The following is a 25,492-nucleotide window of genomic DNA, read 5'->3' on the forward strand; positions in this document are numbered from 1 at the left end:
CTCTGTCAGCATCTGTTATAGACAATCACAACTGTACCGTCCTGTCTGGGGCGGTACAGCCGTGTCTTGAAGGCAATATTATATATATTCTGTGATGAGGGTGATTCCATGAGTGCTGCGGCTCCTGTCGTAGAGTTGAAGCAAATCACAAAACGCTTTCCCGGTATCGTTGCGAACGACTCTATTAGTCTGACGCTGGAAAAGGGGGAGATTCATGCGCTGCTGGGCGAGAACGGGGCAGGCAAATCGACCTTGATGAATATCGTATTCGGACTGTACCAGCCCGATGAAGGCAGCATCGAAATCGACGGGAAACCGGTTATTATTGATAACCCCAATAAAGCTATTGAGCTTGGCATTGGGATGGTTCACCAGCATTTCAAGCTTGTTGATCCTTTTACGGTCACCGAGAATATTGTTCTGGGCATGGAACCGAAGAAAGGTCTTAAAATTGACTATAAATCCGCTGCGGAGCAGGTTCGTAAGCTATCTGAGCAGTACGGGCTACAAGTCAATCCAAATGCCAAAATTCATGACATTTCGGTAGGCATGCAGCAACGGGTAGAAATTATGAAAACCCTGTACCGCGGAGCGGATATACTTATATTCGACGAGCCTACCGCTGTACTTACGCCGCAGGAGATTACAGAACTGATGGCGATTATGAAGCGGCTCGTTGCAGAAGGTAAATCCATTATTCTGATCACACATAAGCTGAAAGAAATCATGCAGATTTCCGACCGTGTCACCATTATCCGGCGTGGTAAGGTAATTGATACGGTGAAGACCGCCGAGACCAATCCTAACGAGCTGGCTGAGAAGATGGTCGGACGCGGGGTAACCTTCAAAGTGGACAAGCAGCCGCCGCATATTGGCGAGAGCATTCTGAAGCTGTCTAATGTCAGCAGCAAGAGCAAGGATGGCGTGCCTGTGCTGAACGGCCTGAGCTTCGAGGTTAAGGCGGGAGAGATTCTCGGAATCGCCGGAGTGGACGGTAACGGCCAGAGTGAGCTGATTCAGGCCATTACCGGACTGCGCAAGATTGACTCTGGTTCGATCCAGGTCTCCGGCAAGGAGATTGCCAATCTGTCACCGCGCAAGGTATCTGAAATGAATGTCTCCCATATTCCGGAGGACCGTCACAAGCATGGTCTGGTGCTGGACTTCACTGTGAGCGAGAACATGGTTCTGGAGACGTATTATAAGAGTCCATATAACCAGAACGGGTTCTTGAACACAGATGTGATTAACAAGCATGCCGAAGATCTGGTCAGACAATTCGATGTGCGCACACCTTCCATAGAGAACAAAGCCCGCTCCTTATCCGGCGGTAATCAACAAAAAGCGATTATTGCGCGGGAAATAGACAAGAATCCGACTCTTCTTATTGCCGCACAGCCAACACGCGGTCTGGATGTCGGGGCGATTGAATTTGTGCAGAAGCAGCTCATTGCCCAGCGGGATCAAGGCAAGGCAGTATTGCTGATTTCTTTTGAATTGGATGAAATTATGAATGTATCTGACCGGATTGCCGTTATTTATGAAGGACAGATTGTCGGAGAAGTATTCCCGCAGGACACGAATGACCAGGAACTGGGTCTGATGATGGCGGGCAGTTTGAAGCGGGGAGGTCATGCGGATGTCTAGACTCCGGAAAATATTCGCAACAGACAGCTATATCGTTCCGCTTGTAGCGATTCTGATGGGCTTCCTGGTGGGTGCTATTGTCATGCTGTTTGGCGGTTACGATCCTATCGCAGCCTACTCTGCGCTGTTCAAGCGCGTGTTCGGCAGCCCGTATGATTTCGGTGAGGCGATCCGCGAGATGACTCCGCTCATGCTGACGGGTCTGGCTGTAGCCTTTGCCTTCCGCTCAGGGATGTTTAACATTGGTGCGGACGGGCAGGTAATGATTGGAATGACGGCTGCATCTGTTGTCGGCATTAAGCTTGGCGGGGTATTGCCGGGCTTCCTGTTAGTCCCGCTTGCAGTCATTGCAGCCGCTGTGTGCGGCGGGCTATGGGCTGGTATTGCCGGATATCTGAAGGCCAAGCGCGGAATTAATGAAGTTATCACAACGATCATGTTGAACTGGATTGCGCTCTTCCTGTCGAATTATATTGTCCGGACGTTCCTGCTTCTGCAAGGGCAGAACCGGTCGGAGGATAATCCGGCTTCTCTATCCATGACCTTCCTCTTCTCCACCTTTGATAATGCCCGCCTGCACTGGGGAACCGTGATTGCCCTGGCAGCAGCTACCTTCTTCTATGTCTATCTGTGGAAGACCAAGCAGGGTTACGAGATGCGCGCAGTAGGCTTGAACCCGCATGCTGCCGAATATGCAGGAATGAATGTTGGACGTAACGTTGTTAAGGCTATGTTCATCAGCGGCGTGTTCGCAGGCCTCGCAGGCGCTGGTGAAGTGCTTGGCGTCTTCCATTATCAATCCGTATTTGCAGCTTCACCTGGTTATGGATTTGACGGTATCGCTGTTGCCCTGCTTGGACTGACCCATCCGCTGGGTGTCATTCTCGCTGCCATTCTATACGGCACGCTGACATACGGTTCGGCAGGCATGAGCTTCGGTGCGGATGTGCCTCCGGAGCTGATCCGTATTGTAATCGGTTCGATCATATTCTTCATTGCTGCGCAAGGCATTGTACGCTGGGTGCTCAAACCGTTTTACTTCAAGCGCAAGAAAGAGAAGGTGTTATAGATGGACTTCGTAGTCTTAGGCCAACTGCTCAATACGACGCTTGTTTTTTCCACAGCGCTAATATTTGCCTCCCTCGGCGGCATCTTCTCTGAACGATCCGGCGTCGTGAACATCGGACTTGAAGGCTTAATGATGTTTGGTGCCTTTGCAGCTGCTGTAGGTGGCTACTATGCTCAAGATGCAGGCATGGGCGAATGGGCCCCTTGGGTCGGTGTGCTTTGTGCCATGGCTGTAGGAGTAATCGGTTCACTGATCCATGCAGTGGCTGCGATTACCTTCAAGGCTGATCAGACGATAAGCGGTACGGTTATTAACTTCCTGGCTGCAGGCAGCACACTGTACATGGTTAAGCTGTTCTTCGAAGGATCAGGCGAAACTCCGCTGATCGACGGATTCAGCAAAGTGGCGATTCCCGGGCTCTCCAAGATTCCGGTCATCGGAGAAGGGATATTTAACTCCTATCCCACCACTTATCTGGCGATTATCTTAGTCATTGTTATTTATTTCATCCTGTTCAAAACTCCGTTTGGACTCCGTCTGCGCGCAGTCGGTGAACATCCGAGTGCGGCTGATACCTTGGGTGTCAATGTCAACAAGATGAGATATATCGGCGTCATGCTGAGCGGACTGCTGGCAGGTATCGGCGGAGCTACCATTACCTTGACTACTACAGGTACGTTTGCGCACAATACGATCTCGGGACAAGGCTTCATTGCCATTGCTGCGATGATCTTCGGGAAGTGGAATCCGCTCGGTGCCTTCGGTGCTGCGGTATTCTTCGGCTTCTCTCAGGCGATCCGCAACTATGTCCAGCTGTTTGAATGGTCCAAGAACATTCCGCAGGAGTTCATCTTCATGATTCCTTATGTGTTAACCATTATCGTACTGGTGAGTGCAGTGGGCCGTTCTTCGGCACCCAAGGCGCTTGGTGAACCTTACGACCCAAGCAAACGTTAAGGCTATAGGTATACCATTCCTAGTGCTTAACACAACAGAGCGCATTTCCGGATTTCCGGGAATGCGCTTTTTTGATAGATAAGAATTTATATGTTTTGGGGTCCCCGCAAAGTACCTGAGTCATCACCTACGCTAAAACCCCACTTTGTGGGGGGGGGGGGGTTGTAATCATTGCAGGCAGCAGCTGCGGATACTTCAGCCCGGAGGCGGGCGGATGTACAGGCAAATACCGGGTGAGGCGAATAGACTGTTGAGAAACAACTACAGGAGGGATATTATGGCGCACCCGGTTACGAAGCAACAAGTGATCAAGCTGATTGGCAAACATATCGTGGCGGTTAAAAAAGACGGTTCCAAAGTGACGGGCAAGCTGGTCCGCATCTCAGGAAACCAGCTGATTCTACAGCGTATCAGTGGTAAAAAAGTACAAACCAAGGCACTGATTCCGCTCGTGTTGTTTGATTTGCTGGCCATTGGTACGGCTCCTTACGGTTATGGCGGAGGCTACGGGTATGGCGGTGCTCCTTACGGGGGCGGTTATGGTTATGGCCATGGTCCTGTTCCCGGCCCTTATGGCGGCTACGGCCCAGGTCCTGGTTATGGAATACCGCCGATTGGATTCTTTTAAGCTATAGAACTTGCCTGCTCCATCAGCGGAACTGTTTTTCAAGCTCATAACAGTAATTTTGCGGTTGATAACGGGCTACGCTGTAGCCCAGTTTTTCATAAAAGTTCAGACCGGCGGTATTTCCGGTATCTACAGAGACCTTTGCTCTGTGGCATGCACGGGATAGTGCAAACCGCTCCGCCCTGTCCATAAGCATATTTCCGTATCGCTTACGCCTTGCGTCCGGGGCAATGGCGAGCATATCAATGTATAATAAATCGCCATGCAGCAGAAAATGCACGAACCCCAGCGGATCACTGTCGTAGTCGGGACAAGCAACAAGTGTGACTCCCTGTCCCAGGCGGCGGGGCAGATCCTTCCTGACCTGATTAATGATGGTCTGCGGAAGATGGGATAACGGGACAAGCTGCTTTTCAATCAAGTCATAAATAATCGTGTCATCCTGCCTGGGTCTGCGGTAACGAATCATAAATATTGCCCCCTTTCCACGCATTGTCGTACATCATATGCCCCGGGCGGTGTGGGCGTTCCGGCAACAATAGAACAAGATTTTATGAAGAATTTAAGGTATAACCCGCAGATGGGTATTGACTAACCGTGTGAGGAATCATATAATGTGTCTAAACATTTAACGAGCATACATGTATCGGCAATGATGAGGACGAAGTTTTAAGGGCTCTTTTGTTCAGAGAGTGAGAGGAATTGCTGCAACCTCCACCAGAATCCCTTATATACGAGCTCACCTCGGAGCTGTTTCCCTGAAAGGTCCACCAGCAGGAGCGGTGGAATTATTAGGGGGAATCGTTTGGTCCGCGTTAGGGACTTCAGGTTACGAAGATTTGGGCCCTGCCTACATCGATGGATTTTTGTATCCTGATAAGGCATATCATCGTGAGATGTTATGCAAACATGGGTGGTACCACGGAAGCTAAACCTTTCGTCCCTCACGCGCTTCTTCTGCGCGTGGGAGGCGAAAGGTTTTTTTGTTGAAACAGGAAGGATTCAGACCTGTTCGCTAATATTAAAGGTTGGATACTGACGTCCTGTCATTTGAATAATGCATGTGAACGAACGAAGGGAGGAATACTGATGAGCGCGCAATTACCGGAAGAAGTGCGGTCGATAGAGCAGTTACGTGAGAAATGGAAGAATCCTGAGGTGGTATCGGGGTCTGAGATCCTGCTTCGCAGCCTGGTACTTGAAGGTGTAGATACGGTATTCGGATATCCGGGCGGGGCTGTACTTTATATCTATGATGCGCTTTATGGCTTCGAGGATTTCAAACACATTCTGACACGCCACGAGCAGGGAGCGATCCATGCGGCTGACGGGTATGCAAGAGCGAGCGGTAAGCCTGGCGTATGTATTGCGACTTCAGGTCCGGGAGCAACTAATCTGGTAACCGGAATTGCTACGGCCTTTATGGACTCCGTTCCGCTGGTGGTGATCACCGGGAACGTATTCTCCAGCCTGATCGGTACAGATGCTTTCCAGGAAGCAGATATTACCGGGATCACGATGCCGATTACGAAGCACAGCTATCTGGTACGGGATGTTGAAGATCTGCCGCGTATTATTCATGAAGCCTTCCATATTGCGAATACGGGCCGTAAGGGTCCGGTACTGATTGATATTCCGAAGGATGTATCGGCGGCCAAGACCTTGTTCACGCCGGTTCAGCAGCAGGGAGTTAACCTTCGCGGCTACAATCCGCGCACGGTTCCTAACAAGCTTCAGCTGGATAAGCTGGTGAAGGCCATTGCTGTTGCAGAGCGTCCGATCATCATTGCAGGCGGCGGGGTTATCTACTCCGGAGCGCATGAGGCGATGTATGAATTCGTGAAGCGTACGGAGATTCCGATTACGACTACCCTGCTGGGTCTGGGATGTTATCCGAGCGGTGAAGATTTATGGATGGGCATGCCGGGAATGCACGGCACCTATACGGCCAACAATGCCATTCAGCAATGCGATCTGCTGATTAACATCGGCGCCCGGTTCGACGACCGTGTAACCGGCAAGCTGGACGGCTTCGCTCCGAAAGCGAAGATCGTGCATATCGATATTGATCCGGCCGAGATCGGCAAGAATGTAGCAACCGATATCCCGATTGTGGGCGATGTGAAGACGGTTCTGGAAATGCTGAACCCGGATGTGAAGCGTGCCTCCCAGGCTGATGCCTGGAGAACGCAGATTGCCCAGTGGAAGCTGGACCAGCCCTACCGCTATAAGGATTCGGAGACAGAGTTGAAGCCGCAATGGGTCATCCAGATGATCAATGACACCACTAACGGCGAAGCTATTGTAACTACGGATGTAGGTCAGCACCAGATGTGGGCTGCACAATATTACAAGTTCAATCATCCGCGCTCCTGGATTACTTCAGGCGGCCTTGGAACAATGGGCTTCGGCTTCCCTTCGGCAATCGGGGCACAGATGGCCCATCCGCAGCGGCTGGTTGTCTCCATTAATGGTGACGGCGGGATGCAGATGTGCTCCCAGGAGCTGGCGATCTGTGCGATTCATAATATCCCGGTCAAAATTGTGGTTATTAACAATCAGGTGCTCGGAATGGTCCGCCAGTGGCAGAACCTGATCTATGAGAAGCGTTACAGCTATACCGATCTGGCGGGAAGTCCGGATTTTGTAAAGCTGGCTGAAGCTTACGGGGTGAAGGGCCTGCGTGCCACCAACAAGGAAGAAGCCGGCGCTGCCTGGAAAGAAGCTATGGAAACACCTGGACCCGTCCTGGTAGAATTCGTTGTTCCAAAGGATGAGAATGTCTATCCGATGGTAACTCAAGGCTCTACCATTGATCAAATGCTGATGGGGGATGAATAACAGTGATGAGACATACGATTGCTGTGCTTGTAAATGACCAGCCTGGGGTGCTGCAGCGGGTATCCGGATTATTCGGCCGCCGCGGCTTCAATATTGAGAGTATTACGGTAGGACAATCCGAAGAGGTCGGATTGTCCCGGATGGTAATTGTAACACTGGGTGACCAGCATACCCTGGAGCAGATTGAGAAGCAGCTGTACAAGCTGATCGATGTAATCAAGGTGGTTGATCTGGGCGCAAAACCAATGGTGGCCCGGGAGCTGGCGCTGATTAAGGTGAAGGCAGAGCCGTCAGAACGGCCGGAGATTATGGGTGTAGTCGAAACCTTCCGTGCTTCTGTAGTAGATATTGGTTCAACCAGCCTGCTTGTACAGGTCGTTGGGGATACTACCAAGATTGATGCCATGATCGAGCTGCTGAAGCCATATGGCATCAAGGAGCTGTCTCGAACCGGCGTAACAGCAATGATTCGCGGGAATGCCTGATCGTCACATTTTACAGCTTTAACGAATTGCTGCTTGCGTGCATTAATTTATTAAGATTAGCTTAGAGTTGCCCGCGAAAGAGCGGGGGCTTGAGGAGCGCGTCCTTATATAGTAAGACTAATAAGCAACGTGTTCTTGAAGCACCCGCTCTTTACGATGGGTCCCAAATTAAAGGAGGATTTTGACATGGCAGTTACAACGTACTATGAACAGGATGCAGAGCTTAGCGTATTGAAGGGAAAGACAATTGCAGTAATCGGGTACGGTAGCCAAGGACATGCCCAGGCACAGAACCTGCGTGACAGTGGTCTTCAGGTGGTTATCGGTCTGCGTGAAGGCAAATCATTTGATACTGCCAAGAATGACGGCTTTGAAGTATTGTCTGTAGCAGAAGCGGTATCCCGTGCAGATGTGGTGCAAATCCTCATGCCGGACGAAACTCAGGCATCTGTATATAAGAACGATATCGAACCGAACCTTAAGAACGGCGCTGCTCTGATGTTCTCCCACGGTTTCAACGTGCATTTCGGACAAATCGTAGCTCCTAAGGATGCGGATGTGCTGTTGGTAGCTCCTAAATCCCCGGGACACATGGTACGCCGTACTTATGTTGAAGGCTTCGGAGTTCCCGGCCTGATCGCTATTGAACAGGATGCAACCGGCAATGCCAAGGCTATTGGTCTGGCGTATGCCAAAGGCATCGGCTGTACCCGTGCCGGAGTCATCGAAACCTCCTTCCGTGAAGAGACAGAAACGGATCTGTTCGGTGAACAGGCTGTTCTCTGCGGCGGTGTGTCCGAACTGATCAAGGCTGGCTTCGAGACATTGACTGAAGCCGGATATGCGCCTGAGATGGCTTACTTCGAGTGCTTGCATGAGCTGAAGCTGATCGTTGACATGGTATATGAAGGCGGATTGTCCAGCATGCGCGATTCCATCAGTAACACTGCTGAATACGGTGACTATGTAACTGGACCACGCATCATTACAAGCGAAACCAAGAAAGCCATGAAAGAAGTGCTGGCTGACATTCAACAGGGTAAATTCGCCCGCGACTTTATTCTTGAGAACCAATCCGGCCGTGCCTTCCTGACAGCTACCCGCCGCAATGAAGCCGCTCATCCGGTAGAAGTAGTGGGCAGCCAGCTGCGTGAAATGATGCACTGGATTAAGAAATAGGTCATATACTTACAATTACAATGAACCATAGGTGATTCTCAGATGCGGCCGTAATTTTGCGGGCCGCATTTGAGGGTTTATGGACAATCTTCAGGAGGTGCTCAGCATGCGGAAAATTCATGTGTTCGACACGACACTGCGTGACGGAGAGCAGTCGCCGGGTGTGAACCTCAATACACGTGAGAAGGTAGAAATCGCTTACCAGCTGGAGAAGCTGGGAATTGACCGGATGGAGGCAGGCTTTCCAGCCGCTTCGCCGGGAGATCTGGCTGCGGTGAACGCAGTGGCCAGAGCGGTCAAGAACGTCACCGTAATCGGTCTGTCCCGTTCCAGAGAGAGCGATATTGATGCGGTCAAGGAAGCGCTGCAGGGAGCACAGGACCCATGCATTCATATTTTCCTGGCTACATCGCCGATACACCGTCAGCATAAGCTGCGCATGGAGAAGTCACAGGTGCTGGAAACGGCACAATCGGCGATCCGCTATGCCAAGAAGTATTTTCCCAAGCTGGAATTCTCCCTGGAGGACGCCGGCCGTACCGAGCGTGATTTCATGGCTGAAATGGTATCCATGGCGATCCGTGAGGGTGCGAATGTGGTAAATATTCCAGATACGGTCGGTTACCTGAATCCGGCGGAATACGGTGCCATCTTCAAATTCCTGAAGGATACGGTGCCGGATATCGAGCGGGTACAGCTTAGCGCCCATTGTCATAATGATCTGGGGATGGCTACTGCCAATACGCTGGCTGCCATTCAGAATGGCGCAGACCAGATTGAGGGTACGATCAACGGGATCGGGGAGCGTGCCGGTAATACAGCGATTGAAGAGGTGGCTCTGGCGCTTGAGACCCGCAGTGAGTATTTCGGCGCCAAGACCTCCCTGGTCCTATCCGAAATCTCCCGTACCAGCCGTCTCGTCAGCAAGCTGACAGGGATGGTTGTGCCGGGGAACAAGGCGATTGTCGGCGCAAATGCCTTCGCCCATGAATCCGGGATTCATCAGGATGGCATGCTGAAGGAGAAGACGACCTACGAGATTATGACACCGGAAACCATCGGCCTCAAAGAAAGCAAGCTGGTGCTCGGCAAGCATTCGGGCCGTCACGCTTTCCGCGATAAGCTGAGTGATCTGGGCTATGACATTTCTGAGGAAGAGGTCAATGCGGCTTTTGCCAAGTTCAAGGATCTCGCAGATAAGAAGAAGGAAGTCTCGGACGAGGATATCCTTGCGCTTCTGGAAGAGAAGCTGATCGATACGCCGGAGACCTTCAGCCTGCAGACAATTTATGTTACGTATGGCAATGAGGCTACTCCAACCGCCAAGGTGATTATACACGGTCAGGACCCGCAGCCGATTGTGGCGGTTGCCGAAGGCAACGGATCGGTAGACGCGATCTACAATGCCATTGACCAAGCTACAGGGGAAGAAGTCACACTTGGCGATTATTCGATCAAAGCCGTCAGCAGAGGGAAGGATGCTCAGGGTGAGGTGCACGTCGTGCTCTCTCAAGGTGAGGTGGCTGCACAGGGCCGCGGACTTAGCACCGATATTCTGGAAGCGAGTGCCAGAGCCTACCTGGATGCACTGAACAAGCTGATTGAGAAGCGCAAGACCTACACCAAGCGGGAGCATGCCAATCTCTAATTCAACTATTTAAAAGAAGCTTCACCGGACCAGTTCATTTTGTCCGGGGAGGCTTCTTTTTTTGTTCAAAAATCTGTTGAAATTTTTTTGCGCTGAGCATTCGGGGGTAGAATCCAGCTGGGGAGGATTTGAAACAACCTTTTACATAAAAAGAATGAACAAGATGAGTCGGAAAAATGAAAAATAGTTCATAATTCAGGGCGGATTCCTCATTTTCAGCGTTTGAAACCACTTTTTTGTCGATAAAAATATTTTATTTTTAAGTTATCTATGATTTATCTCATAATCTGTTCAGAAATTGTTCAGAGGCGGCAAGTAAAGTTACGGAAGTACAGTACAAGCGAAATCGAAGGCCCACATACATATTAGTGACAGGGGGACGATCGGGAAGAAGCAGGCTGGAACGAGTAATTGCGACGCTGGAGCAATCATTTTGCAGAAAGAGAGAGAGGTTATAGTGATCATGAAGAAAAAGACGATAGGCGCCTGGTTGGTTGTTGTCATGCTGATTACACAGTTTGCCAACGGTTTCGGGTTCATGACGAAGGTTAAGGCGGATGGGACGGAGAATATCATTACCAGTGTTACGATGGCTGTGTATGAGAATGGCACACAGGTCACGGATAGTGTGTATAAGCTTGATTCGGAGGTTAAAGTCGGGCTGACCTTCAAGCTTCCGGTAACGGACCCTGAGACTGGAGCGCATGGCTACAAGGGTGGAGATACGTTCGTGTATCAGTTGCCTTCCCAGTTAGCCATCGATAAAAATTACTCGGGAAAATTGTTCTACGACGGAGTGGAGTCGGGCAGTATCGGAGACTACACAGTAGGTACAGATAACAAAGTGGTGCTTACATTCAATAGTGAAATCGAAGGCTTATTTGATGTAGGCGGTACTTTCAATGTGACGTCCAAACTTAGCTCTACCAAAGTCACAGGAACCACGACTCAGGAGCTGTTATTCCCGATCGCCGGGAACCTGAATAATACGATTGTGATTAAAGTCCATCCTAAGGGCGGCACCAGCATTACCAAGGACGGAATTCCGCAGCCGCAAAAATACAATCCGTCCAGTATCCTCTGGACCGTTGATGTAAACACGGTGCAGGACGAAGTATACAAAGCGGTCGTTACGGACTCCATTCCGACAGGCCTGGAGCTTGACCCAAGTTCAATTAAGGTCTACAAGCTTGCCGTGGATGTTCAAGGGAATGCATCGCAGGGAGCTCAGATCGGTTTGGATCAATATGATGCTTCAGGCAGCACGGCAAGTAGCTTGAACGTGAAGTTTAATAATACGATTAAAGATGCGTACCGGGTGACATTCTCGACCAAGATTACAAATACATCGGCTAAAAATTTCACCAATACAGCTACACTTACGGGTGAAGGAATCGATAAGAGTTCTTCTAAGACGGTTGATATTGTGCGCGGAGCACCGTTGAAGAAAATTGCAACAGGAAACTTCGATCCCGTGACCGAAACAATTCCTTGGGAAATTCAATTCAACTATAACGTACAAACCATTACATCCGCGAATGCGGTGTTGCTGGATTATTTTAACGACTCCCAGGTGTTGGTTGAAGATTCAGTAGTGGTCTATAAGATCAAACTGGACCAGAATGGAAATGCTAGTGAAGACGGCACCCTAACTAAGGGAACGGATTATACAATTACTACTGCGACTTCGACCCCAGAAGGCAAGACCGGGTTCGAACTGAAATTTAATAATGATATCAACTCAGCTTACAAAATTGTCTATAAAACAAAGGTCAAAGACCGTGTATACGGTAATACAGAAACGATCCGTAATGATGTTACTTACAATGGTGAGACTAAAGGAGATCAACGGGATATTTTCCAGCAAATAGTTAAGAAAAATTTTGCCGATGTTGACTATTTGAATAAAACTGTAAAGTGGACCATTGAGGTAAACAAAGATGGTAGAGTGATGAACGATCTGGTGCTGAAGGATACCTTTGATAATGGCGGGTTGAAATTAAGCGAGCCGATCAATATCACTTTGACACCAGCTATGAACAGCGCAGATTATACGATTACACCAAACGGTTCGAATTATGCCAAGGGTGACGGGTTCACCATCACATTCTCTAAGCCGATCAATAAGCCGTTTACGGTGACGTATACAACCAGTTTTGACTATTACAAATTGCAGAGTGGTGCGACCAGCTTCAAGAACACCGCACAGCTTGATTGGAAGGATGCTAACGGCAAGGATCAAAGCATTAAGGGTGATGCAACCTTTGATCCGCGGTCTGAAGTCAAGAACAACGGTAATAAAACAGGTTCATACGATGTAAAGACCAAACAGCTTACTTGGACAGTAAGAGCCAACTATAATAAACGGGAGCTGGCTGCAGGAGCTACGCTGGTGGATACGATTCCCGCAGGTCAGAAAGCAACTAGCGTTACTGCAGTAGTGTATAAATTTGATTATGCTGCGGATGGAATCCCTGTTAAAGGTGCTTTGATAGACGCTTCGAAATACGATTTGACTGTCACAGACAAGCAACTTACAGTGAAATTCAAAGAGCAGGTTGATTATGCCTTCCAGGTGGTCTTCAGTACAGAGTTCATTGATGGTGATGTTAATAAAGGTACAGTTAAGAATACAGCCACCTTATATGACAAGGACAACGAACCGGTTTCTAAGCCTCTGGAAGCCACAGTAACGATTCCTAAGGGTGGAGAATATGTCGCCAAAGGGTTTACACAGGATAACAATGATCAGACTCTTCTGAACTGGAAAGTGGTCATCAACGCCAACCAGTCCGTTGTCAAAAACGTTAAACTGGTAGATGATCCTAGCTCGAATCAGGTGCTGCTGCCGGACAGCTTCCATCTCTTTGAAACGACTGTTGATCAGAATGGGAATGCAGGAACCCCGGGGAATGAACTGAAGAAGGATGTAGATTATACGCTTACTTTCAAAACCGGCACTGACGGTAAAGAAAGCTTCGAGCTTGTCTTCCTGAACCCGAACCCGATCAGCAAGCCGTACATTCTGGCTTATCAGACTGTCGTCACTGAAGCCGGAAATAATGTACAAGTGAAAAACGCTATATCGTTTAGCGGCGACGGTGTAAATCGGATTACAAAACCTATTACATCTGACAAGAGCATTCAAATTGTAGACACCTCCGGTACAGGTAGTGGTGTAAAAGGTTCGCTAATTGTAACCAAGACGAATCAGGCCGGCGATGAGAAGCTTAAAGGCGCTGAGTTCGCACTCTCACGGGTGATTGGAACTGAACTGAAGGAGACTCAAAAACAGACTTCTGCAGCAGACGGAACCCTGACTTTCACAAATCTTAAGGCTGGTAAATATGTACTAAAAGAAACTAAAGCTCCGGCAGGCTATTCGCTGGACAGCTCAGAGATTAAGGTGACAATCAATTCGTCTACGGCCGTACAGCTAACCGTCAAGAATGATTTCTTCGGTTCACTCAAGCTGACCAAGTTGGATGTGAATGATTCCTCCAAGAAGCTGGAAGGCGCAGTATTCGAACTGTACGACTCCAAGAACGCACTGGTGGGAACGAAAACAACCGATGCGAATGGTGAGCTGAAATTCACTAAGCTTAAGGGCGGGGAGTATACCCTGAAGGAGAAAACCGCTCCTGCCGGTTATATCCTGGATACCAAAGTCATTAATGTTACCATTGATCCATCACAAGAGAAAACTGTTACAGTAACTAACGCACTGATTCCTGCCGAAGTCTTCGGCTCGCTCAAGTTGACTAAGGTTGCGGAGCAGGATGCCAGCAAGAAGCTTAAAGACGCAGAGTTCGGACTGTATGATTCCGCCAAGAAGCTGGTGGCAAGCGGTAAAACAGACGCAGACGGCGTATTGGAATTCAAATCGCTGAAGCTCGGAACATACACACTGAAGGAGCTTGCTGCTCCGGCTGGTTATGTGCTGGATGCAACAGAGCACACCGTAACCATTGATTCAGGCGTACAAAAAGTACTTTTACCAATCACGAACAAACTGATTCCAGTCGAAGTCCTCGGTTCGCTCAAAGTGACGAAGGTTGCTGGTGAGGATACGAACAAGAAGCTGGAAGGTGCAGAGTTCGGACTGTATGATTCCGCTAAGAAATTAGTGGCAAGTGGTAAAACAGACACTAACGGCGTATTGGAATTCAAATCGCTGAAGCTGGGAACATACACACTGAAGGAGCTTGCTGCTCCGGCTGGTTATGTGCTGGATGCAACAGAGCACACCGTAACCATTGATTCAGGCGTACAGAAGGTATTGGCCCCAATCACGAACAAACTGATTCCTGTTGAAATCCTCGGCTCACTCAAAGTAACGAAGGTTGCTGGGGAGGATACGAACAAAAAGCTTGCAGGAGCAGAGTTCGGACTGTATGATTCCGCCAAGAAATTGGTGGTAAGCGGAAAAACAGATGCAAATGGTGAACTGGTATTCACATCTCTGAAGCTGGGGAATTATATTCTGAAGGAAATTACAGCTCCGGAAGGTTATGTTCTGAGCACAACAGAGCATTCTGTAACGATTGATTCCGGCGTGCAAAAGGTGCTGTTACCAATTACTAACCAAAAAATAACGACACCGCCGACAGAACAACCAGCGACACCAACACCAACACCGACGCCAGTTACAGTACCAACATCAACACCAGTACCAACATCACCGCCGGTGTACTATACACCGACACCTGAACCATCAAGCATTCCTGGAGTTATCGGTACACCAACGCCGACACCATCGGTAACGCCAGCGCCAACGGGGACTCCGGCTGCTTCAAGTACGCCAGGAGTAACGGCAACACCACAGGTGACGCCAGCAGCAACACCGGCCCAGCCTGGAACGGTTAGCACTCCAACGCCGCAAGCCACACAGGTGACTACGATTGAAGAAGTGCCTATCGACGGCGAGATCCCGCTGGGAGGTATTCCTAGCATCGGCGAACAGCCGGCGCATGGTACGGTAACTATTACACCGGATGGCAAATGGACGTATACTCCTGATCCAGGCTACACCGGCAAGGATAAATTCACGATTGTCATAACAGATGAAGACGGCAATGAGGAAGAGATTACAATTGAAGTTGGCGTCGATGAAGTGCCTAAGGGCACGGTTACAGAACCAACTGACAAAGGCAACAACAGCGGACTTCCCGGCAAGCTTCCACAGACCGGAGAAGAAAGTCCTCTCCCGCTGTATCTGACTGGCGGCGGATTGATTATTCTGGGAGCGGTACTGGCCAGAAGATTCAATGCCCGCAAGAAGATGTAGGAAAGTACAACTCATCAAGCATTAACAAGCTAATATGGCAGTATACAGAAAGACACCCGCAGCCTGCTGCGGGTGTCTTTCCTTTTAGAAATATAAAGGCGCTGAAATAAAACCGTCCTTACAAAGGACAGCATAGTCGTTTCTATTGACGAAGGATTACATGCTTCTGAGGTTAAGATGCTTCCATTCCTCATACCAGCGCTTAATACTCGCGGGCGGCTTCACGCCGAGTTCCCGCTTCAGTAAATCCGTCAGAGTATGATATTGTTCCTCTACCGCTGAACGCTCCCCAATGCTGTCGTAGACCTTCATCAGCCCGAGATGCCCCTGTTCAAAATAAGGCTGGAGCTGCACCACTCTTTGGTACACAGTCACCGCTTCCGGTATCCGTCCGCTGCTGACATAGAATTCGGCGATATTCATTGCGTGATGCAGCCAGATGGTCCGCAGACGCTGCCGTTCCCCTTCCGCCCAGAGGTAATCGTAATCGTTCAGATAGTCGCCCGAATAGAAATCGAACAACCGCTGATGCTCCTCATAGTTGTCCTTATTGATGGCATCTTGAGTCAGAATGCCCTTCTCCCATTCGTAGCTGTCTATCAGCAGGCTGCCGGTCTCCAGGGTGTAGCCTTCTCCTCCGCTGGCATTGCTGATCTGCAGATCGATTCCGGCCTGCTTCAGGCATTGCCGAACCTGATAAATCGTTGTATAAAGATGAGTGGAGGCCTTCTTGAGATTGAAATCGGGCCACAGCAGATCGGTTAGGGTATCTTTGCTTACGAACCGGTTGCGGTTATGAAATAAATAAGCAAATAATTCCTGTGCCTTGGAGGTGCGCCAGCGGATATTGGGCAGCGGCTGGCCGCTGCGTTCGAATCTTAAGGACTGGAAGCTGCGGATCATGACGGTCTGGTCAGGCTTGCGGGCATCCTCCTGTGCCTGGCTGACACGCTCCTCCAGCCGCTCGATGGTCTTCAGCAGACGGCCACGCTGTACAGGCTTAAGAACATAATCAAGCGCATACAGCTCGAACGCCTCGATGGCGTAGCTGTTATGGGCAGTCACAAATACGATGCTTGCCTGCGGGCACAGCCTTTGCATAGCCTCCGCAGCCTGGACGCCATTCATCTCAGGCATATCAATGTCGAGGAAAATCACATCAGGGCGTAGCAGCGGCACTGCATTAACCGCCTCGGAGGGATCTGTAAATATAGCGATTACATTTATAGTTGTCAGTTCCTCCAGCATCATTTTCAGCTTCATAAGAGCAAGCCGTTCATCATCTACCAGCAAGGCCTGAATCATGTCTATCCCACCACTTCATTAAGGAATGTTGTCTTGTCATAGGCTGTTTAAGGATAATTCGACAAGGATGCGGGTTATCCTCCCTCTGAGGTTGCACTTGAGGCTGATTTTGAATAGAAATGCTGCTATTCTAAAATAATTTAAAAAACTATGCAGGGGAACCTTAAAGCCAGACGTCTAACGTTATGTAGCTGAAGGAGGGAAGAAAGACTTGGAAGAGACGGAGTGGATCAGTGCTGTGCTAAGCGGGGAGCATCAGGCCTTCGGGAATCTGGTGAACCGTTATCAAGGCATGGTATATAGCGTATGTATCAAAATTACAGGAGAAGCCGAGTCTGCCAAGGATATGGCTCAGGAAGTCTTCATCAAAGCCTATAAAGCCCTTCCCACCTTCAGAGGACAATCTTCCTTCTCCACCTGGCTGTACCGGATTGCTTACCGCACCTGTCTGGACTGGAAACGGGCCAATGACCGGGAATGGCGGCACCGGAGTGCAGCAGATTACACAGAGAATGACTGGGTGACTTCACAGACACCTGAACAGGCAGTGCTTCGCAAGGAGGCTTCCCGGGAGCTGGGTGAGAACCTGAATAGTCTGGCGGAACCGTACCGGTCGGTTGTGCAACTGTACTATTTTCAGCGCCACTCCTATCAGGAGATCGCGGAGCAAAAAGGAATTTCGGTTAAAACGGTTGAATCGCAGCTCTATCGGGCCAGACAGATGATGCGCAAAAGCGGGGAGGAATGGCGATGAATTGTTCAACAGTAAAAGAGTGGATGCCGCATTATATAGATGGACAGTTGTCACCTGAGGCCCAGCAGGCGATCTATCTGCATACCCAGACCTGTCCCGGCTGCGCGGAATGGCTGGAGGAGGCGCGGGAGCTTGCGGCGATGTGGAGCGAGATGGAAGCCGGGCTGGATCTTAACGGGCAGGAGCCCGTGTTGCCGCATGACTTCCCTGATTTGACCGGGGATGTTATGGCAAGGATCGGCCAGTTGGAGAATGGACGCAGAGAACGGATCGTGAAACCAACCATGTCCAGACGGCGTACGGCCCGGGGTACATCCTGGATGCATTACGGCGTGGCGGTCGGTCTGACGTTTCTCCTGCTGCAGCTTGGCGTATTTGAGAATTTGGCCTATGGCATCACTGAAATCAACGGGCATATGTCCACATCGGTCAGCTCCTGGTTCGGCCCGTAAGGTAACAATAAATAAATCCATAGCGGCTTCGCCGGTTATCTAATTTATTTCGACAAAACTTTTGGGAGGGTAACATATGATTAAGAAAAGACGCTGGCTCACGTTTCTCCTGGCTATGGTTCCAGGACTGGGCCACATGTATCTGGGCTTTAAAAAAATGGGCCTGGAGTATATGATTGGAGCATCGCTCTGTATTATATTCATTCCGTCCATGCCCGCCGTGTTTCCATTCGCGCTTGCTGCGCTCTGGTTCTATCAATTATTCGATGCGCTGCAAAAGGCGGCTTGGATGAAGGTGTCGGCTGCCGAGCATGAGCGGATGATGTTCCATCCGGATAGCTTTGGAGCGCCCTGGTCGATGGGGATGTCTGCGCCCCCGATGTACCCGCATGATGATGTGAATCCGGTGTGGGTCGGTATAGGGTGTGTTATCGCGGGCATCCTGCTGCTGCTCATCACTGCATTTCCCTCTCTGTGGGAGATGCTGAGCGATATGAACATCGGAGCGATTCTGCTGTCGCTTGCCCTGATCGGGTATGGATTCAGAATGCTGAAGAATAATTCAAAAGTATAGTGAAATGGGGAATTGAAGGATGGGGAGATGGAAAATCGGCAGCTTTACCGCCGCAATAGGGTGCATAATAGTAGGAGTTATTGTAGTCATGGCTCAATATGGTGTAATCACGTACGATGTGCTGGGTTATATCTGGCCGGCCCTGCTTATCCTGTTCGGCCTGGAGATGCTGCTTAGGCTCTTCATTAAATCTGATGTCAAAAGCCGCGTAAGCGGCTGGGCCATTCTGCTGATCATTGTGCTTATCGCGGCAAGCGGGGCACAGACGGTGCTGGTCGGAGGATCGCTGAGCAGTATCTTCGGCAATACCAAGCTGGTGCCGGTGAATGGGAAGGTAGAAGTGCAACAGGATATTAAGAATGTGCGGATTGATCTGCCCCAAGGCAAGGTTAAGCTCCAGGGTGTGGATGGGAACACGCTGACGTATGAAGGAAAGCTGGAGCTGCCGGGCAATACAGACAATGAAGCGGCAAGTGCTCTGGAGCGTAAATGGAAGGTGACAACCGAGGGCGACACGCTTGTGATGGAGCTGGAGGGAGATTCAGGCTGGCTCTCCAATATCCAGATCGGCTTTAATAACAATGCGCCATATCTGAATGTCGGCATTCCGCAGAATCTGGCCGCTCAGGTAGAGACCAGTGACGGTTCCATCGAAGCCGGGGGACTGGCCGCAGGCATTAATGTGGATACGAGCAACGGAACGATGGATATTCATGATGTCTCCGGAGGTGTGAAGGCTCATAGCAGCAACGGCACGCTGACGGTAAAGAATGTACAGGGCGGAGCAGACCTGGTTAGCTCGAACGGTGCGATTACGCTGGGGAATATTGACGGCGCGGTGTCGGCCAGTAGCAGCAACGGCAAGATTACAGTCAATTCGGCAATCACAGGTGCATGGGAGCTGAAATCGAGCAACGGCAAGATTGTCTTGGGTCTTCCGGCGGTAACGGATGCCAAGATTACGGCAGATACCACTAACGGATCGCTTAAAGGCAACGTGGACTGGGGCGGCGGCGATGAGGACCATGGAACGGCTGTACTTGGAAAAGGCACCCATGAGGTCACCTTGTCCACGAGCAATGGTTCTATAACAGTGGATACGGCGCAATAAAGGACATAGAAGCATAAAGAGCTGTTCACCGGATATGTTATGCCGGTGAACAGCTCTTTATTGTTAGAGAAGAAATGATATCGGGAGGTTATGCGGGCTGCAGCCAGTTAGTCCTGATTACCATGCATAAGCCTTCGGAGCCGCACCGCCGGGTCCGGGGAAAATCTCGTCCAGACGCTTCAGCACGGATTCGTCCAGGACGACCTCCAGGCTGCGCAGCGCGCTCTCGAACTGCTCCAGCGTACGCGGTCCGATGATTGGAGCTGTTACGGCAGGGTTGGCCAGCAGCCAGGCCAGAGCGATATTATCCTGCGGCTCGCCCAGCTCCAGACTCAGCTCCGCAAAGGCTTCAAGCTGCTTCTTGTGCTGCTCCACACGCTCCGCGTTGCCGCCGCTGCGGCTGCCCTCGATCTTCTTCAGCGCATTGCGTCCCAGCAGCCCTCCGTCAAGCGGACTCCACGGAATAATGCCGAGGCCCAGATGCTGCGCGGCGGGCAGAACCTCAAGCTCCGGCAGACGGCAGGTCAGGCTGTATTTATGCTGCTCGGATACCAGTCCAAGGAACCCGCGGGCCTTCGCTTCCTGCTGGGCAACGGCAATATCCCAGCCGGCGAAGTTGCTGGAGCCGGTGTAGCCGATCTTGCCTTGGCTGACTGCAAGCTCAAAGGCGCCCCACAGCTCGTCCCAGGACACGTTACGGTCGATATGGTGCATCTGGTAGAGTTCGATGTGATCGGTCTGCAGACGCTGCAGGGAGCCCTCCAGATGGCGGCGGATAATGTAGGAGGAGAGGCCGCCTTCATCATTGGGTCCATCCAGCTTGTCACTCATCGCCCCGTAGACCTTGGTCGCCAGGACAACCTTCTCACGGCGTCCGCCGCCCTGCTTGAACCAGCGGCCGATAATAGTCTCGGTCAGACCCGAGTTCTCACCCCATCCGTACACATTGGCGGTATCAAAAAACTGGACTCCCGCATCCAGCGCCGCATCCATAATCCGGAAGGCTTCCTTCTCGTCGGTGATGGGACCGAAGTTCATCGTTCCCAGACAGAGGCGGCTTACCTTCATACCAGACTTGCCAAGCTTCGCGTATTGCATCTTAAGATCACTCCTCTTCCATATGATTAGAGATCCGATAATTTCACCTGCCCATTAATTGTAATCAATTGGCGGGACAAGGGCAAATTAGGGATATGTCTCACTTATAGGCTATATCTATGAACGTGATAGAATCTATATCTTTGTCCTTTGTCCTTCGTTATGATACAACAATATACAGAAGAACTATGTCTGCGACCAGCAGGACTACCTAAGGAGTGACAGGAATGAGCGAGGTCAAAAAAATCGCCGTAATTGCCGGGGACGGTATCGGACCTGAAGTTGTGGCGGAAGCGGAAAAGGTATTGAAAAGAACGGAAGAGCTGTTCGGGTATACATTTGAAACAGAGCATGCCCTGTTCGGCGGAATCGCCATTGATGAACGCGGAACTCCGCTGCCTGAGGATACGCTTGCAATCTGCCGCAGCGCCGATGCTGTATTGCTTGGAGCCGTAGGCGGACCGAAATGGGATAACAATCCGAAGGAGCTGCGTCCGGAGACCGGACTGCTCGGTATCCGCAAGGCGCTTGGCCTATTCTCCAATCTGCGTCCGGCGGTGGTCTTCGATTGTCTGAAGGATGCTTCGACGCTGAAGCCGGAGGTTCTGGAAGGCACAGACCTGATGGTCGTGCGTGAACTGACAGGCGGGATCTACTTCGGGGACAAGCTGCGCCGTCAAGGTGAGCATGGGGAAGAAGCGGTAGATACTTGTGTCTACAACGTCACTGAAGTGGAGCGGATCGTACGCCAGGCGTTCGAGATTGCCGGGAAGCGCCGGGGCAAGCTGGCGAGTGTCGACAAAGCCAACGTCCTGGAGACCTCCCGTCTGTGGCGTGAAGTGGTGAACAGACTGGCACCGGAATATCCGCAGGTTGAAGTTGAGCATGTGCTGGTGGATAACTGTGCGATGCAGCTGCTGCGCCGTCCTTCGAGCTTCGATGTCATCGTGACCGAGAATATGTTCGGTGATATCCTGAGCGATGAAGCAGCGATGCTGACAGGCTCCATTGGTATGCTGGCCTCCGCTTCACTGGGAGAAGGCAGCTACGGCCTCTATGAGCCGGTTCACGGCTCCGCGCCTGATATTGCCGGACAGGGGCTGGCGAACCCGATCGCTACGATCCTGTCGCTTGCACTGATGTTCCGCATGACCTTCGGCTACGAGAATGCAGCCGCTGCCATTGAAGCCGCAGTTGCGGAGGTACTGGATGCCGGTCACCGGACGAGCGATATCGCAGTGGATAAGAGCAAGGCGATCAGCACCACAGAGATGGGTGACCTGATTGTAGCCGCTATCCGCACAGCCTAGTTCTACCACATGTATCCCTTTTGACGCAGAACAAGTGGAAACGGCTTTGCCGTCCTTTTAAGGACGGTACCGTTTCAGCGAGAAATAGAAGGAGAACGTATAGCGTGAAACCTATACGTTCTTCTATTTTGAAGAAAAACTTCACAAAATGTTGCTTATTTATAATTATTATAAAAAAGTAATCAATGTAATATTGACTTTGATTTTGTACGATGATAACATTTGGTCTGTACCCGTAAGAATGTAACCATCCAATAAAATCAAGAAAAGCATATTGCATCCGGCAACGGTCCGGTAGCTGTTTTTCTTACATAATCAAAAGGAGGATTTAAGCAATGGCAGAACGTTTGGTAGGTAAACCCGCTCCTGACTTCTTCATGGAGACAGTAACAGGCGACGGTAAGGATTTCGGTAAGGTAAGCTTGTCCGACTATCGCGGCAAATGGCTTGTATTCTTCTTCTATCCGCTTGATTTCACCTTCGTATGTCCAACTGAAATCACAGCCCTGAGTGATGCTGCTGCTGATTTCGCAGAGCTTGATACAGAAATTCTAGGTGTGAGCATCGACTCGATCCATAGCCACAAGGCTTGGTTGTCTACACCTAAGGATATGAACGGTCTTGGCCAGATCAACTTCCCGCTGGCTTCTGATATCACGAAGAAGGTTGCCAGCGATTATGGCGTCCTGATTGAAGAAGAAGGCATTGCGCTGCGCGGACTGTTCATCATCGATCCTGAAGGTGAACTGAAGTATCAGGTTGTTAACCATAACGATGTGGGCCGCAGCGTTGAAGAGACATTGCGTGTGCTACAGGCTCTCCAATCCGGCGGGCTGTGCGCTATGAACTGGAAGCCAGGCGACAAGAACCTGTAAGCTTCAAGGCCTCATGAGCCGCGATCTTTGATATACTAAAAGGACCTCCTTGCGGGAAGATTTATTCCCTTCAAGGAGGTTTTTTGCAAAAAGATAAGAATGTATATGCTGAAACGGTACCGTCCTTTAAAAGGACGGCAAAGCCGTTTCCACTTGAGATATGGACAGACGTTTGAAAATGGGCATAAAGGTTAATATATAGCGTGTAAGGAGAGGAATCTCTCCCGCTGTTTTGTAATATACTAATAGGAAATCAACGACAACACTCAAGGAGGGTGAACAAAAATGAGCTTTTGCTGTGGAGCGAGTATGGTTGGAACGAAGGGAACCCTAAAGCATTATCGCACGCAAGTCCATAATGTTCCCCTGCTTTTTTGTCCGGTATGCCACCGGGTAGAGGTACATTACAAAGTCGAGAATGAATATGAAATTCTGGCGGAATATGCTCATGGCGACGGCGTCACGGATGTGGATTTCCAGGATTATGTGATGGAGGAAGAGGAAGCGATCTTCGAGAACGTCATCAATATGGAGAGCGAGGACCCGCTCGCGATCATACGCAGCCAGATCGATATGTCGCTGGACTTGCTGGCGGTTGCCAAACAGATCGGCGACTCCAAATGGGAACGTGAGCTGAAGAAGCGTCTGGCTGTCATGAGCCAGCGGCGTCACCGGCTCCAGCAGAAGGCTTGATATCTGTCTGGATCTGCCACCATCATGTTATAAATCAGTGAGCTCCCGCCGCCTGGCGGGGGCTCTTTTCAATGTATTTGCAGGAAATAAATCATTCCCCTCCTACTTAAATGTGTCTTTAGAATCATTTTAGGAATATTTTTGCCATTCGACAGATTCTCTGATTGCGTTGTCTTCTTCTCTTGGATATGATTGGAATATAGTTGAAACGGTTGGATAATACAATACGATTTTCGAATGTTCTGGCGGCTTCGTCATATACTCAGATACATAGTAATTTGATGTCGCTTAAGCGTCTTCGTCAATTGCAGTAAAAGGGGGAACTTCGTATCGTGATAAGCCAATATCAGGAAAGCTTGCTATTATCGGCAAGAACGTTTCAAACTGGTCCGATGGATACCACATTTGAGGATGTGCTGGAGCACATCGACAGCGGGATTCTGCTTTTTGATGATGAGGGTGTGCTGACTTTCGTCAACAAGCAGATGTACGGCATTCTGGAGCTTAACCGTCACTCTCTTCTGGGCTGCACCTTGCATCATCTGTTATCCCATATTCAGCTCAGCCGCTTCAAGAAGAAGCAGGTGCTCAGGAGTTACCGTGAAATGGTGCTCAAAGGTAAGCCAAGCTATGAATTCGTGGATGAATATGGACGGTACTGGCGCGCAACCCTGTCCAGCGGAGAGGAGATGAAGGGCAGCTACCTGTTCACATTCAAAGAGATCTCCGACTACAAGCTGATTGAACAGACGGCCTACCAGAACGACAGCCTGGCCATGCTGGGCCGGTTATCGGCCTCCATTGCCCACGAGATCCGCAATCCCCTGACAGCTATCCGGGGGTTCATACAATTGCTTCATCCCCATCTGCATCTGCTTGGCAAAGAAGAATATGCGAAGATTATATTAGCGGAGATTGACCGTGCCAATGACATTATTCATGAATTTCTGACTTCCTCCAAGCCTTCTGTGCCGCAGATCAGCATGATTCGTGTCTCTGCCTTGCTGAAGGAAGTGGTCCTGCTGACAGAGAGCGAGGCGCTGATGAAGGGCTGCCAGATCAACTTGCAGGTGCTCCAGGAGGACCTGGTCATCTCAGGGGATATTAAGCAAATGAAGCAGGTTGTGCTGAATATGATCAGAAATGCGATGGAAGCGATCTCGGAGCGGGTGGATGATTCTGTAGGTCGGATTGAGGTAGGCGCACGTAAAGAAGGAACAGAGGTGCGCATCTTCATCTCTGACAACGGCAAGGGAATGGATATCTGCACACTTGACAGACTATTCAATCCGTTCTTCACCACGAAGGAGAATGGGACGGGACTCGGACTTTCCGTCAGTGACCGGATCATCAAGAATCATGGCGGCTGCATCTCGGTCAGCAGCCGGCTGAATGAAGGAACCCGGTTCGTCATTTCGCTTCCGCTTACTCATTAATGCTATCTTAAGCCCATTGTTCTCGGTGGAGGGCCTACGGGTTATAATCAATATGCAAGGGCTGATTCCTGCAATGCACGAACAAGTGCGGGAGATCAGCCTTATCTGCGTTAGTGGTGTATTTGTTAATAGTGTAGGGCAAC

At 50.2% G+C, this 25,492-nt stretch carries 20 protein-coding genes; 17 read left to right on the forward strand and 3 right to left on the reverse strand.

Features of this window, described 5'->3' with window-relative positions; translation table 11 throughout:
* Positions 1 to 108: 108 nt before the first annotated feature.
* The 4 genes from MKX51_RS05320 to MKX51_RS05335 all read left to right on the forward strand — a co-directional run bounded on the left by MKX51_RS05320 (position 109) and on the right by MKX51_RS05335 (position 4,301).
* The gene (locus MKX51_RS05320) at positions 109 to 1,647 is read left to right on the forward strand and encodes an ABC transporter ATP-binding protein (RefSeq protein WP_340943285.1); all 1,539 of its coding nucleotides are present in this window, start codon (positions 109 to 111) and stop codon (positions 1,645 to 1,647) included.
* Entirely contained in the window at positions 1,640 to 2,716 is a 1,077-nt protein-coding gene (locus MKX51_RS05325; protein WP_340943281.1) for an ABC transporter permease, read from the forward strand. The genes MKX51_RS05320 and MKX51_RS05325 overlap by 8 nt, the downstream gene beginning before the upstream one ends.
* Positions 2,717 to 3,673 (forward strand): ABC transporter permease, encoded by a 957-nt coding sequence (locus MKX51_RS05330; RefSeq protein WP_340943280.1) that lies wholly within the window; start codon positions 2,717 to 2,719, stop codon positions 3,671 to 3,673.
* Between the two features lie 277 nt (positions 3,674 to 3,950).
* Positions 3,951 to 4,301, forward strand: coding sequence for a hypothetical protein (locus MKX51_RS05335; RefSeq protein WP_340991465.1), 351 nt, complete (start codon positions 3,951 to 3,953; stop codon positions 4,299 to 4,301).
* A 22-nt stretch (positions 4,302 to 4,323) separates the two neighbouring features.
* Here MKX51_RS05335 and MKX51_RS05340 read toward each other — a convergent pair whose 3' ends face one another.
* On the reverse strand, positions 4,324 to 4,770 hold the full coding sequence (locus MKX51_RS05340; RefSeq protein ID WP_036727669.1) for a GNAT family N-acetyltransferase: 447 nt from the start codon (positions 4,768 to 4,770) through the stop codon (positions 4,324 to 4,326).
* 620 nt (positions 4,771 to 5,390) lie between these two features.
* Between MKX51_RS05340 and ilvB the strand changes: the two genes are divergently transcribed.
* From ilvB to MKX51_RS05365, 5 genes are all read left to right on the forward strand, one after another.
* Entirely contained in the window at positions 5,391 to 7,142 is a 1,752-nt protein-coding gene (ilvB, locus tag MKX51_RS05345) for a biosynthetic-type acetolactate synthase large subunit (protein ID WP_340943276.1), read from the forward strand.
* A gap of 5 nt (positions 7,143 to 7,147) precedes the next feature.
* Positions 7,148 to 7,627 (forward strand): acetolactate synthase small subunit, encoded by a 480-nt coding sequence (gene ilvN / locus MKX51_RS05350; protein WP_036696181.1) that lies wholly within the window; start codon positions 7,148 to 7,150, stop codon positions 7,625 to 7,627.
* 186 nt (positions 7,628 to 7,813) lie between these two features.
* The gene (gene ilvC / locus MKX51_RS05355; RefSeq protein ID WP_340943272.1) at positions 7,814 to 8,806 is read left to right on the forward strand and encodes a ketol-acid reductoisomerase; all 993 of its coding nucleotides are present in this window, start codon (positions 7,814 to 7,816) and stop codon (positions 8,804 to 8,806) included.
* 106 nt (positions 8,807 to 8,912) lie between these two features.
* Positions 8,913 to 10,454 (forward strand): 2-isopropylmalate synthase, encoded by a 1,542-nt coding sequence (locus MKX51_RS05360; protein ID WP_036727673.1) that lies wholly within the window; start codon positions 8,913 to 8,915, stop codon positions 10,452 to 10,454.
* A 433-nt stretch (positions 10,455 to 10,887) separates the two neighbouring features.
* Entirely contained in the window at positions 10,888 to 15,741 is a 4,854-nt protein-coding gene (locus tag MKX51_RS05365; protein WP_340991467.1) for a SpaA isopeptide-forming pilin-related protein, read from the forward strand.
* Between the two features lie 156 nt (positions 15,742 to 15,897).
* On the opposite strand, the gene MKX51_RS05370 is transcribed toward MKX51_RS05365, so the two are convergent.
* Positions 15,898 to 17,046 (reverse strand): response regulator, encoded by a 1,149-nt coding sequence (locus MKX51_RS05370; RefSeq protein WP_340991468.1) that lies wholly within the window; start codon positions 17,044 to 17,046, stop codon positions 15,898 to 15,900.
* A 211-nt stretch (positions 17,047 to 17,257) separates the two neighbouring features.
* Here MKX51_RS05370 and MKX51_RS05375 point away from each other — a divergent pair, with 211 nt between their 5' ends.
* The 4 genes from MKX51_RS05375 to MKX51_RS05390 all read left to right on the forward strand — a co-directional run bounded on the left by MKX51_RS05375 (position 17,258) and on the right by MKX51_RS05390 (position 19,937).
* The gene (locus tag MKX51_RS05375) at positions 17,258 to 17,800 is read left to right on the forward strand and encodes an RNA polymerase sigma factor (RefSeq protein ID WP_340991469.1); all 543 of its coding nucleotides are present in this window, start codon (positions 17,258 to 17,260) and stop codon (positions 17,798 to 17,800) included.
* The gene (locus MKX51_RS05380) at positions 17,797 to 18,252 is read left to right on the forward strand and encodes a zf-HC2 domain-containing protein (protein WP_340991470.1); all 456 of its coding nucleotides are present in this window, start codon (positions 17,797 to 17,799) and stop codon (positions 18,250 to 18,252) included. Before MKX51_RS05375 ends, MKX51_RS05380 begins: the two co-directional genes overlap by 4 nt.
* A gap of 76 nt (positions 18,253 to 18,328) precedes the next feature.
* Complete coding sequence (locus MKX51_RS05385; RefSeq protein ID WP_340943264.1) at positions 18,329 to 18,826, forward strand: hypothetical protein; 498 nt, start codon at positions 18,329 to 18,331, stop codon at positions 18,824 to 18,826.
* Between the two features lie 19 nt (positions 18,827 to 18,845).
* The gene (locus tag MKX51_RS05390) at positions 18,846 to 19,937 is read left to right on the forward strand and encodes a LiaF transmembrane domain-containing protein (RefSeq protein WP_340991471.1); all 1,092 of its coding nucleotides are present in this window, start codon (positions 18,846 to 18,848) and stop codon (positions 19,935 to 19,937) included.
* Between the two features lie 117 nt (positions 19,938 to 20,054).
* Here MKX51_RS05390 and MKX51_RS05395 read toward each other — a convergent pair whose 3' ends face one another.
* Positions 20,055 to 21,035 (reverse strand): aldo/keto reductase, encoded by a 981-nt coding sequence (locus tag MKX51_RS05395; RefSeq protein ID WP_036696143.1) that lies wholly within the window; start codon positions 21,033 to 21,035, stop codon positions 20,055 to 20,057.
* 227 nt (positions 21,036 to 21,262) lie between these two features.
* Between MKX51_RS05395 and leuB the strand changes: the two genes are divergently transcribed.
* The 4 genes from leuB (at position 21,263) to MKX51_RS05415 (ending at position 25,349) form a co-directional block, all read left to right on the forward strand.
* Positions 21,263 to 22,345 carry a 3-isopropylmalate dehydrogenase gene (gene leuB / locus MKX51_RS05400; RefSeq protein WP_340943260.1) on the forward strand — a complete coding sequence of 361 codons (1,083 nt, stop codon included), beginning with the start codon at positions 21,263 to 21,265 and terminating at the stop codon, positions 22,343 to 22,345.
* A gap of 335 nt (positions 22,346 to 22,680) precedes the next feature.
* Positions 22,681 to 23,220, forward strand: coding sequence for a peroxiredoxin (locus MKX51_RS05405; protein WP_036727686.1), 540 nt, complete (start codon positions 22,681 to 22,683; stop codon positions 23,218 to 23,220).
* A gap of 285 nt (positions 23,221 to 23,505) precedes the next feature.
* Positions 23,506 to 23,913 (forward strand): hypothetical protein, encoded by a 408-nt coding sequence (locus tag MKX51_RS05410; RefSeq protein ID WP_036727687.1) that lies wholly within the window; start codon positions 23,506 to 23,508, stop codon positions 23,911 to 23,913.
* 332 nt (positions 23,914 to 24,245) lie between these two features.
* On the forward strand, positions 24,246 to 25,349 hold the full coding sequence (locus tag MKX51_RS05415) for an ATP-binding protein (RefSeq protein ID WP_340943255.1): 1,104 nt from the start codon (positions 24,246 to 24,248) through the stop codon (positions 25,347 to 25,349).
* Positions 25,350 to 25,492 lie beyond the last annotated feature (143 nt).

It is taken from the genome of Paenibacillus sp. FSL M7-0420 (assembly GCF_038002345.1).
Lineage (GTDB): Bacteria > Bacillota > Bacilli > Paenibacillales > Paenibacillaceae > Paenibacillus_AQ.

What these genes read in the sequence shown, in the direction of transcription:
- MKX51_RS05335 (WP_340991465.1), top strand. Translation starts at nt 3,951, where the DNA reads ATGGCGCACCCGGTTACGAAGCAACAAGTGATCAAGCTGATTGGCAAA.
- MKX51_RS05320 (WP_340943285.1), top strand. Translation starts at nt 109, where the DNA reads ATGAGTGCTGCGGCTCCTGTCGTAGAGTTGAAGCAAATCACAAAACGC.
- MKX51_RS05340 (WP_036727669.1), bottom strand. Translation starts at nt 4,770, where the DNA reads ATGATTCGTTACCGCAGACCCAGGCAGGATGACACGATTATTTATGAC.
- MKX51_RS05360 (WP_036727673.1), top strand. Translation starts at nt 8,913, where the DNA reads ATGCGGAAAATTCATGTGTTCGACACGACACTGCGTGACGGAGAGCAG.
- ilvC (WP_340943272.1), top strand. Translation starts at nt 7,814, where the DNA reads ATGGCAGTTACAACGTACTATGAACAGGATGCAGAGCTTAGCGTATTG.
- ilvB (WP_340943276.1), top strand. Translation starts at nt 5,391, where the DNA reads ATGAGCGCGCAATTACCGGAAGAAGTGCGGTCGATAGAGCAGTTACGT.
- MKX51_RS05330 (WP_340943280.1), top strand. Translation starts at nt 2,717, where the DNA reads ATGGACTTCGTAGTCTTAGGCCAACTGCTCAATACGACGCTTGTTTTT.
- MKX51_RS05405 (WP_036727686.1), top strand. Translation starts at nt 22,681, where the DNA reads ATGGCAGAACGTTTGGTAGGTAAACCCGCTCCTGACTTCTTCATGGAG.
- MKX51_RS05380 (WP_340991470.1), top strand. Translation starts at nt 17,797, where the DNA reads ATGAATTGTTCAACAGTAAAAGAGTGGATGCCGCATTATATAGATGGA.
- leuB (WP_340943260.1), top strand. Translation starts at nt 21,263, where the DNA reads ATGAGCGAGGTCAAAAAAATCGCCGTAATTGCCGGGGACGGTATCGGA.
- ilvN (WP_036696181.1), top strand. Translation starts at nt 7,148, where the DNA reads ATGAGACATACGATTGCTGTGCTTGTAAATGACCAGCCTGGGGTGCTG.
- MKX51_RS05395 (WP_036696143.1), bottom strand. Translation starts at nt 21,035, where the DNA reads ATGCAATACGCGAAGCTTGGCAAGTCTGGTATGAAGGTAAGCCGCCTC.
- MKX51_RS05370 (WP_340991468.1), bottom strand. Translation starts at nt 17,046, where the DNA reads ATGATTCAGGCCTTGCTGGTAGATGATGAACGGCTTGCTCTTATGAAG.
- MKX51_RS05385 (WP_340943264.1), top strand. Translation starts at nt 18,329, where the DNA reads ATGATTAAGAAAAGACGCTGGCTCACGTTTCTCCTGGCTATGGTTCCA.
- MKX51_RS05410 (WP_036727687.1), top strand. Translation starts at nt 23,506, where the DNA reads ATGAGCTTTTGCTGTGGAGCGAGTATGGTTGGAACGAAGGGAACCCTA.
- MKX51_RS05325 (WP_340943281.1), top strand. Translation starts at nt 1,640, where the DNA reads ATGTCTAGACTCCGGAAAATATTCGCAACAGACAGCTATATCGTTCCG.
- MKX51_RS05390 (WP_340991471.1), top strand. Translation starts at nt 18,846, where the DNA reads ATGGGGAGATGGAAAATCGGCAGCTTTACCGCCGCAATAGGGTGCATA.